Source organism: Cupriavidus phytohabitans (genome assembly GCF_017815025.1).
Classification (GTDB): Bacteria; Pseudomonadota; Gammaproteobacteria; order Burkholderiales; family Burkholderiaceae; genus Cupriavidus.
In genome coordinates this window covers 80,569-88,617 of record NZ_JAGIQB010000032.1, presented here as the reverse complement: position 1 = coordinate 88,617, position 8,049 = coordinate 80,569, and the positions used below count along the sequence as shown (strand labels likewise).

Genomic DNA, 8,049 nt, shown 5'->3' with positions numbered 1-8,049 from the left:
TAGGCGCTGGCCGCTTGCTTGGAATCACCAAGCGGCGCGGCCAGCGCCTAGCACTGCGCCGCGACTCCCCCTTGCGCGCGTACGTTTCACGTGCGAATAGACCCTAGCCGTTCGATGATGGTGACGTTGGCCAGCCCGCCGCCTTCGCACATGGTTTGCAGGCCATAGCGGCCGCCGGTGCGTTCGAGTTCGTGCAGCAGCGTGGTCATCAGGCGCGCGCCAGTGGCCCCGAGCGGGTGGCCCAGTGCGATGGCGCCGCCGTTGGGATTGGTGCGCTCGGGTGCGTAGCCGGTCTCGGCCAGCCACGCCATTGCCACCGAGGCGAACGCCTCGTTGATCTCGACCACGTCGATATCGGCCAGGCGCAGGCCGCTGCGTTCCAGCGCGCGCTTCGTTGCCGGGATCGGCGCGGTCAGCATCCACAGCGGGTCGTCGCCCAGCACGCTCATATGCGCGATGCGCGCGCGCGGCTTGAGCTGGTAGCGCTTGAGCGCCTCTTCGGAAACGATCAGCAGCGCGGCTGCGGCATCGGCGGTCTGGCTGGACACCGCCGCGGTCAGCGAGCTGCCCGGGATCAGCGGTTCCAGCGCGGCCATTTTCGCCAGCGTGGTATCGGGGCGCGGCGTTTCGTCCTGCGTCACGCCTTCGCACGGCACGATCTCGCGGGCGAAGCGGCCACCTTCGATCGCCGCCGCCGCGCGCTGGTGGCTTTGCAGCGCATAAGCTTCCATGGCCTCACGCGACAGCTTCCAGTGCCCGGCAATGCGCTGCGCCGCGTCAAACTGCGACACCGGCGCGTCGCCGAAGCGCGCCTGCCAGCCCTTGCTGCCCGAGAACGGATCGGCAAAGCCCAGCGCCTGCCCGGCGAGCATGGCCGACGAGATCGGGATCTGCGTCATGGTCTGCACGCCGCCGGCGATGACCACGTCCTGCGTGCCGCTCATCACCGCCTGCGCGGCAAAATGCACGGCCTGCTGCGACGAGCCGCACTGGCGGTCCACGGTCACGCCCGGCACCGTCAGCGACAGGCCCGCGGCCAGCCACGCGCTGCGCGCGATATTGCCGGCCAGCGGGCCGATGGTGTCGACGCAGCCGAACACCACGTCGTCATAGTCTTCTGCGGGAATGCCGTTGCGGCGCACCAGCTCGGCCAGCACGAAGCCGCCCAGGTCGGCGCCGTGCATGTGCGACAGTCCGCCCTTGCGGCGCCCGGTGGGCGTGCGCAGGGCATCAACGATATAGGCGTCTTTCATGGTCTTGGTTCTCCTTGGGATCGGACAATTCAGGCAAAGGTGGCGCCAGCGCCGAGGTCATGCTCGCCGTCCAGGATGTGCGCGCCCAGGCGCGCCTTGTGGAAGGCCCGGTCGCCCCAGCTTCCCGCCAGGGCCCAGGCCCGCTTGGTAAAGATCTGCAGGTCAAGCTCCCAGGTGTAGCCCATCGCGCCATGCACCTGGATCGCCTGCCGCGCCGCGGTCCACGCGCAGCGCGCGGCCGCGACGCGGGCGTGCGAGACGTGCAGCCCTGCATGCGGCAGGCCATGAGCCAGCGCTGCGGCGGCGCGCAGCAGCACCGGCTTGGCGAATTCAAGCTGGATTGCCACGTCGGCCAGCAGGTGCTTGACCGCCTGGTAGGCGCCGATGGCCTTGCCGAACTGCTTGCGCTGCGCGCTGTAGTCGATCGCCAGGTCGAGCATGCGCTGCGTCAGGCCCAGCTGCTGCGCGGCCACGCCGAGCGCGCCGCGGTTCAGCGCCATGTCCCACAGGCCAGTGCCGGCGGGGATCAGTTCGCTATCCGCTTGCGGCGCCCACGCCAGCTCGAACAGCCGGCGCGAAGGATCGAGGCCGGTGCGCGCCGTCAGCGCGGCCTGGTCGCGGCACAGCAGGTGGACTGCGCCTTCATGCGCGCACAGGATGGCGTCGGCGACATGGGCGTCGGCCACCAGCCGCTCCTGCGGATGCGCCACCGCCACGCGGGCATCGCCGGCGGCGATGCGCTCCAGCAGCGTGGCGCAGCGCTCGCGCGCCGCGGCATCCGGCGCCGCCGCAAGCGCATCGCGCAGCAGGCCGGCCGCCACCAGCGCGGTGTCGAGCAGCGGCTCCGGCAGCGCGAAATAGCCGCACGCCTGCGCCAGCGGTGCCCATTCCACCTCGCCCAGCCCCAGCCCGCCCTGTTCCTGCGGCACCAGCAGTGCCGTCAGCCCCTGGCCGGCAAGCTGGCGCCACAGCGCGTCGGAGCGGCCGGTCTCGGTGCTCCACAGCTCGCGCGTCAGCTCGGGCGTCATCTCGGTCATCAGGAAGCGCCGGATCGCCTCGGCAAATAGTTCCTGCTCTTCGGTCAATGCGAAATCCATCGTGTTTCCCCCGGGTGCCGTCATGCGCGCGGCATGCCGAGCAGGCGCTCGGCGACGATGTTGCGCTGGATCTCGTTGGTGCCGGCATAGATCGGCCCGGCCTGCGAGAACAGGAAGCCATCCAGCCAGTGGCCAAGCGAACCCGGCGGCTGGCCCGCGGGCGCGACTTCTGCGCCCTGCCCCAGGATGGCCAGCGCGGTATCGTGCATATGGATGTCCAGCTCGGACCAGAACACCTTGTTCGTGCTCGATTCCGCGCCGATATGCCCGCCCCGCACCAGCCGGCTTGCGGTGGCGTAGGTGGACAGCGTGTAAGCCTCCGCGTCCATCCACGCGCGCAGCACCGCATCGCGCAGCGAGGGATCACGGTCAGCCGCCTCGCGGTTGGCCTGGTACAGCCTCACCAGCGCGCGGGCGGTTTCCTGGAAGCGGGCCGGCGAACGCAGCATCAGGCCGCGCTCGAAGCCAGCGGTGGCCATGGCCACCTGCCAGCCGGCGCCTTCAGCGGCCAGGCGGTTTTCCACCGGCACGCGCACGTCGTCGAAGAAGATCTCGGCAAATCCGGTCTGGCCGTTGAGCTGCCGGATCGGGCGCACGGTGATGCCCGGCGTATCGAGCGGCACCAGCACGAAAGTCAGCCCGTGGTGGCGCGTCGAGGCGGGGTCGGTGCGGAACAGCCCGAACAGCCAGTCCGCCCATACCGCGCGCGTGGACCAGATCTTCTGGCCGTTGATCACATAGTCATCGCCGTCGCGGATCGCGCTGCAGCGGATCGCGGCCATGTCGGAGCCGGCGTTCGGCTCGGACCAGCCCTGCGCCCAGATATGCTCGCCCGAGGCCATGCGCGGCAGGAAGCGCGCCTTCTGCGCCGCGGTGCCGAACTCCATCAAGGTAGGCCCGAGCAGGAAGATGCCGTTCTGGTTGACGCGCATCGGCGCGCCGGCGCGCCAGTACTCTTCCTCGAAGATCAGCCACTCGATCAGGTCGCAGCCGCGCCCGCCCAGTTCGGCCGGCCACGTGACCATGCTCCAGCGGCCCTGGTTGAGCGTGGCTTCCCAGGCGCGGTGCTGGGCGAAGCCTGCCTCGGTGTCGAAGCTCGCCAGCGGCGTGCGCGGCACGTGCGCGGCCATCCAGTCGCGCACCTCGGCGCGGAAGTCGCGCTGGGCGTCGGTGTATTCAAGCTGCATCGCGCGCCCCCGCGTTCCCTGTGCCGGAACCGGCGAAGCTGGCTTCGCGCCCTTCGACAAAGGCCGCGCGCGCCTCGCCGGAATCGGCGCTCATATAGGCCTGCAGCGTGAAGCCCTGTTCCCAGCGGTACTTGTCCTCCAGGTTGCCGTCTTCCACGCCGTTGAGCGCTTCCTTGGCGAGCTGCAGCATGGCCGGGCTCTTGGCGGCGATCTGGCGCGCCAGCGTCATGGCGGCATGGCGCAGTTCAGCGTGCGGCACCACGCGCTCGACCGCGCCGAGCCGGTACGCCTCGGCGGCATCGATCATGTCGCCGGTGAAGTACATCGCCCTGACTTTCTGCACGCCGAACATGCGCTGCAGGTGCGCACCGCCGCCCATGGCGCCGCGATCGATCTCCGGCACGCCAAAGCGCGCGCACTCGGAGGCGACGATGATGTCGGCGGCGCCGCAGATGCCGATGCCACCGCCCAGCACGAAACCGTGCACGGCCACGATGACCGGCCTGGGGTTGCGGTGCACGGCGCGGAAGGTGGCGTAGTTGCCGGCATTGACGCCGACGATGCGCTCCGGGTGCGCGGACAGCTCCTTGATATCGACGCCCGCGCAGAAGCCGCGGCCTTCGCCGCGCAACACAATCACGCGCACGGCGGGATCGGTGCCGAGGCGGTCGATGGCGGCGGCCAGCGCCTGCCAGCCGGCGTTGTCGAGCGCGTTGACGGGCGGATGGTCGATCACCAGCTCGGCAATGCCGTCGGCGGTGTCGATGCGGAACGACCCGGTCTTGTCATTCGTTTGCATGGATTCCTCTGTCTGTGGGTCAGGCCACTGCAGCCAGTCCGGTGCCCGCCAGCGCCGCAAACCGTGCCTGCGCCTGCGCCGCAATGCTGGCCACGATCTGCTCGCAGGATTCAATGGCCCCGATCGCCGCGGCAGCCTGCCCGCTGGGCAGCACGCCTTCATCGGGACACCCCTCCACCATGGCGCGCTGGATCAGCACCGGCGCGTTGGCGGCCATCAGCGTCTGCGCGGCGCTGTAGTCCTGCTCGCGCATCGCGCGCCAGGCGGCCGCCAGCATCTGCGTGCCGCGCATGCCGGTACGTGCCTGCCATTTGCGCGCGGCCGACAGCGCCAGCCAGGTGCGCCGCCACGGGCCGGCCTTCTCCAGTTCCAGCAGCAGCGTGTTGTCGATCATCCGCTGCGGCAGCCCGTCGATCGCCAGCGACACCCGGATGTGGGCCGGGTCGCGTACCTTGACGTAGCGCTCCAGCGTCGGCGGCGGCACCGGCGATTCGGCCGACATCAGGAAGCGCGTGCCCATCGCTATGCCGGCCGCGCCGTAGGCCAGGGCCGCGGCCAGCCCGCGGCCGTCGAAGAAGCCGCCCGCGGCCACCACCGGCACGCTGACGCTGTCCAGCACCTGCGGCAGCAGCAGCGTCGTCGGCGTGCCGCCGGTATGGCCGCCGCCCTCGCCGCCCTGCACGGTGACTAGGTCCGCACCCATCTCCACGGCCTTGGCCGCGTGCTTGGCGGCGCCCACCGTCGGCATGCAGACGATGCCAGCCGCCTTGAGCCGGCTAACCATCCTGGCGTCCGGGCCGCGCCCGTAGCTGACGGCGCGCAGGCGATGGCGGATCGCCATCTCGATCACTTCGTCCGCGTTGGGCTGGAACATGTGGAAGTTGATGCCGAAGGGCCGGTCGCTGAGCGCCTTGACGCGCAGGATCTCCTGCTCGACCTCGCCGGGCGGGATCGTTGCACCGGCCAGGAAGCCGAACGCCCCGGCATTGCCGCTGGCCGCGACCAGCTTCGCGTCAGCGACCCAGCCCATCGCCGTCTGGACGATCGGGTAGCGGCAGCCCAGCAGGTCGCACAACACGGTGTGCAGGCTCGCGTTGCTCATGCCTTGTCCTCGCTTCCGGTGCGTTGCGACGCCGCCATCGCGCGGGCGTCATAGCCGCCGAGCTTGTCGCCGCTGACCAGTTCGTTGTGCGCATGCGCGAAGTGGTGCCAGGCAAAGACCGCATCCATCGCCGTGCGCTTGCCCTGCAGGTCCTCCACATGGTTGACCGCCTGCTTGGTCAGCGTCAGGCCCAGCCGCGGCATCTGCGCAACCCTGGCGGCCATGCCGTAGACGGTGTCCTCCAGCGCATCGCGCGGCACCACGCGGTTGACCATGCCCATGCGCTCGGCACGCTCGGCGCCCATGCGCTCGCCCAGGAACAGGAATTCCTTGGCGATGCGCGGGTGCAGCTCGTAGGCATGCGCGAAGTACTCCACCCCCGGGATGCCCATGCGCACCACCGGATCGGCAAAGAAGGCATCGTCCGACGCCACGATCAGGTCGCACACCCAGGCCAGCATCAGCCCGCCGGCAATGCAGGCGCCATGCACCATGGCGATGGTCGGCTTGGGCAGCTCGCGCCAGCGCCGGCACATGCCCAGGTAGACCTCCTGCTCGCGCGCATAAAGGAACTCGCCGCCGGGCTTGTTGACGTGGTCGTACCAGAGCGAGGCGCGTTCGAACGACTCGTTGATATCGCGGCCCGGCGTGCCGATGTCGTGCCCGGCGGAGAAATGCTTGCCGGCGCCGCGCAGCACGATGACCTTGACCGCGTCGTCGGCGGCGGCGCGCCGGTAAGCTTCGTCCAGCGCATACGTCATCTTGGAGTTCTGCGCGTTGTGGAACTGCGGCCGGTTCATGGTCACGGTGGCGACGCCGTCCGTGACCTGGTATAGCACTTCGGCGTTCGGGCCCAGGCTGATGGGTTCGATGGCAGGCGATGTCATGTCAGTCTCACGCGCGTCCGGAAGGGTTGCCGCGCACAATCGTGGCGCGCAGGTTGTGCGGATCGAGCCGGGCAATCAGCCGCAGCTCTTCCGGCGTGGGTGCCGCCGTTTCCGGCAAGGCTTCGCCCGCGGCGTTCGCGAGCGCAAAGCCGGTCGCCGCCTGCACTTGCCTGAAGCTCACCCCCGGGTGCAGCGAGCGCACGCGGATGGCGTGGTCGGGTCCGCCGAAATCCATCACGCACAGGTCCGTGACGATCACGCGCAGGTCGACGAAACTGCGCATGCCTTCGATCTGGCGCGCCGGGTTGTAGCCGGCGCTGCAGACCATGTCGACTTCGCCGCCGACAAACGCGCGCGTGCTGTGCCCCGGCACGAAGAAGGAATTGGCATGGTGGATGCTGTTTCCCGGGAAACCGCGCGCGCCGAGCAGCTGCGTCCTGGGCTGCGCATGCGTGCCGCCCAGGCAGGAGATATTGGCCTGGCCGAAGCGGTCGATCTGGGTCGGCATCACCAGTGCGTGGCGGCGCCCGCCCCACAGGCAGTCGAACACGCGCGAATAACCCATCCAGCCGCTGGCGCGAACCTTGTAGCCGGCCTCGCGCGGACCCAGCGGCACCGGCGTTTCCACCAGGTAGGCCTCGCCGTCGGTCATCAGCAGCCCGGGGTTGTGCGCAAGCCGCGCCAGGCCGGCGGCGATGCGCGGTCCGGTGCCGATGCCGGTTGCCAGCACTTCGCCGTCGTCGCGCCAGGCGCGGGCGGCGGCGGCGATCATCAGCTCGGCGCGGGTGAATTCATAAGTGGCGCTCACGGTCGCTCCTTGGGTTGGCGGATTCAAAGTACCGGCAGCGGCAGGTCATGCACGTGGCCGAGGCCGCCGATGCGCTCGAGATAAGCCGCCTCGCTGGCGCCGACCACCTCATCGCGATACGCGCGGAAGCCGTCATCCGCGTCGGCGCTGGCGCAGTACGCCTTCAGCGCGGGCAGGTCCCAACCATACGCGGGGGCGCAGGAAGTGGGATGGGCACCGGCGGGCGCGTGCACCACGCCCGTCACCAGCGAACGCTCGAAGGCGTTGTTGCGCGCGCGCGCCAGGTCTTCATCCTCGATGCGGGGGTGCAGCGTTTCGCAACTCACGTAGCAGTGCCGCGCGGCGCGGGCGAACCATTCATCGAAGAACGGATCGGGGCCGTCGATGCGGGTGTTGCCGAGCACATCGCTCTCGTTCACATGCAGCAGCGCCGCGTCGAGCTCGATCGCCGGCATCGCCACCAGCACTTCGCCATCCGCATAGGGCGAGCGCACGGTCTTCAGCTGCGGGTTCTTCGCCAGGACGTCGGTGCCCAGCGCTGCGCGCGTCGGCAGGAACGGCAGCCGCGCCGCCGCCGCGCGCAGGCCGAGCTGCAGCATGCCTTCGTCGAGTTCGGTCACTTCCAGCGCGCCACGCTCGCGCGCCTGGCGGAAATAGGGCTCGAGCGGGATCACGTCGAGCGAGACGAAACCAAACACCAGCCGGCGCACCTTGCCGGCCGCGCACAGCATGCCGACCTCGGGGCCGCCATAGGCGACCACGGTCAGGTCCTTCAGCGGCGAGCGCAGGATCTCGCGCACCAGCGCCATCGGTTTGCGGCGCGGGCCCCAGCCGCCGATGCCGATGGTCATGCCATCGGCGAGCCGGCCGACCACGTCGGCCGCGCTCATGGTCTTGTCGATTGTCTTGGTCATGG

The 8,049-nt window shown here is 69.9% G+C and carries 8 protein-coding genes; all 8 read right to left on the bottom strand.

Translation table 11 applies throughout. The features are described from left to right. Positions 1 to 86 precede the first annotated feature (86 nt). From J8I34_RS21620 to J8I34_RS21585, 8 genes are read right to left on the bottom strand one after another with little or no spacing between them, the layout of a single operon-like run. A complete protein-coding gene (locus J8I34_RS21620; protein ID WP_209806962.1) occupies positions 87 to 1,253 on the bottom strand; it encodes an acetyl-CoA C-acetyltransferase in 1,167 nt (388 codons plus the stop codon). A 29-nt stretch (positions 1,254 to 1,282) separates the two neighbouring features. Beyond that, positions 1,283 to 2,350 carry an acyl-CoA dehydrogenase family protein gene (locus J8I34_RS21615; protein ID WP_209806961.1) on the bottom strand — a complete coding sequence of 356 codons (1,068 nt, stop codon included), beginning with the start codon at positions 2,348 to 2,350 and terminating at the stop codon, positions 1,283 to 1,285. A 20-nt stretch (positions 2,351 to 2,370) separates the two neighbouring features. After that, positions 2,371 to 3,537 carry an acyl-CoA dehydrogenase family protein gene (locus J8I34_RS21610; RefSeq protein WP_209806960.1) on the bottom strand — a complete coding sequence of 389 codons (1,167 nt, stop codon included), beginning with the start codon at positions 3,535 to 3,537 and terminating at the stop codon, positions 2,371 to 2,373. Then, positions 3,527 to 4,336, bottom strand: a complete 810-nt coding sequence (locus J8I34_RS21605) for an enoyl-CoA hydratase family protein (RefSeq protein WP_209806959.1) — start codon at positions 4,334 to 4,336, stop codon at positions 3,527 to 3,529. The genes J8I34_RS21610 and J8I34_RS21605 overlap by 11 nt, the downstream gene beginning before the upstream one ends. Positions 4,337 to 4,355: 19 nt before the next feature. Next, positions 4,356 to 5,438: a nitronate monooxygenase gene (locus tag J8I34_RS21600; RefSeq protein WP_209806958.1), complete on the bottom strand. Its 1,083-nt coding sequence runs from the start codon at positions 5,436 to 5,438 to the stop codon at positions 4,356 to 4,358. After that, positions 5,435 to 6,325, bottom strand: a complete 891-nt coding sequence (locus J8I34_RS21595; protein WP_209806957.1) for an enoyl-CoA hydratase — start codon at positions 6,323 to 6,325, stop codon at positions 5,435 to 5,437. The genes J8I34_RS21600 and J8I34_RS21595 overlap by 4 nt, the downstream gene beginning before the upstream one ends. 7 nt (positions 6,326 to 6,332) lie before the next feature. Next, positions 6,333 to 7,133 (bottom strand): CoA-transferase subunit beta, encoded by an 801-nt coding sequence (locus J8I34_RS21590; protein WP_209806956.1) that lies wholly within the window; start codon positions 7,131 to 7,133, stop codon positions 6,333 to 6,335. A gap of 23 nt (positions 7,134 to 7,156) precedes the next feature. Next, a complete protein-coding gene (locus tag J8I34_RS21585; protein WP_209806955.1) occupies positions 7,157 to 8,047 on the bottom strand; it encodes a CoA transferase subunit A in 891 nt (296 codons plus the stop codon). Between the last annotated feature and the right edge of the window lie 2 nt (positions 8,048 to 8,049).